The sequence below is a fragment of the Pseudoalteromonas sp. NBT06-2 genome (assembly GCF_002276045.1).
Taxonomy (GTDB): Bacteria; Pseudomonadota; Gammaproteobacteria; order Enterobacterales; family Alteromonadaceae; genus Pseudoalteromonas.
On the sequence record NZ_NQMR01000359.1, the window covers coordinates 1 to 1,295 of the forward strand.

The 1,295-nt window shown below is 40.1% G+C and carries 1 protein-coding gene and 1 pseudogene; both read left to right on the top strand.

Features of this window, described 5'->3' with window-relative positions; translation table 11 throughout:
- Nucleotides 1–168: 168 nt before the first annotated feature.
- Complete coding sequence (locus CJF42_RS26040; protein WP_095369378.1) at nucleotides 169–951, top strand: hypothetical protein; 783 nt, start codon at nucleotides 169–171, stop codon at nucleotides 949–951.
- Nucleotides 948–1,295: pseudogene (locus CJF42_RS26045) on the top strand (hypothetical protein); the annotation flags it as partial. The gene CJF42_RS26040 and the pseudogene CJF42_RS26045, both read left to right, overlap by 4 nt.

Here is a 1,295-nt window from a genome sequence, read left to right on the forward strand (position 1 = left end):
TTGTAATAAGCGCGGGTGATTTTGTTTAAATCACCAGGGTGTAGATCCTTTGAGTCGACTAAAGATCTTTTAATTTCAGTACGTTAAATGTTTTTTAGAAGAAAGAAGAGCCTTTTTGTGTTAGTTATGTAGTTCTTACGCAGCACAAAGAACACCAAAAGGCCTTCTATGAATGTAGCTTACTCGAATACCCCTGATTTTTCCTTCTTTTGTGATGCAACTAAACAGATTAATCACATGATCACGCATCTACAATCTGCTCATTGTCACGATAATGAGCACGGTGATATTGAGTGCTATATTCAAAAGGAAGGTTTTGAAGTGTTACGTTGCTTGTTTCAAGGTTATCTTGATCTAAAAACTGCCAATGAAGTATTACATGATGACGTTTATTCTGATCAAGGTACACACCTCAACCACATTAAACACAACACCAAGCGAAAACTAACGACACTCTTTGGCAGTGTTACTGTCAGACGTAAAAGCGACAGTCAACGTTTACACAACAGTGTTTTTCCATTAGATGCTCAGCTAAATTTACCAGCAGATCAATACTCTGACCGTATACGCCAACGAGTCGCGATTGAAGCAAGAAAATCGTCCTATGATGAAGCAGTTCAATCAATTAGCCAGACGACAGGTTGTTATATTCCAAAGCGGCAAAGCCTTAAGTTAGCTCAAGATGTAGCGCAGGACTTTGATGATTTTTATCGACAAAATCGTTACTTAACGCTTGAGAAAACAGACAACTTGTTGGTATTAACATTCGATGGGAAAGGTATTGCTATGCGGCCAGAAGGTCTTCGAGAATGTACTAAAAAAGCCGCATTAAAATCAAAGAAGCTAAATAGCAGGTTAAGTGCAGGAGAAAAAAAGATAGAAAACGCATGGCACAAGTGGCTGCTGTATACACGGCGCTACCTCATATTCGAACGCCTGAAGCGATTATGAAGAGTGAAACTCAAGAAAGTAATGTTCATAACCTTAACGTCGCAGAGCGCAATAAGCGAGTGTGGACCAGTATTGAAAATACGGCAGAGGAAGTTATTGAAGCCGGTTTTCTAGAAGCGCTACAGCGTGACCCAAGCCAACAGCGGCAATGGGTCGTATTGATTGATGGTCACCCTCATCAAATAAGGTTAATCAATCGGGTCATGAAAAAGCATCAGGTTAAAGCGAGTATCATCATGGATTTTATCCATGTACTTGAATACGTGTGGAAAGCGGCGTGGTGTTTTTATGAAAAAGGCGATGAAAACGTTGAAAAGTGGGTAGCAAATCATGCTCGTTGTTCC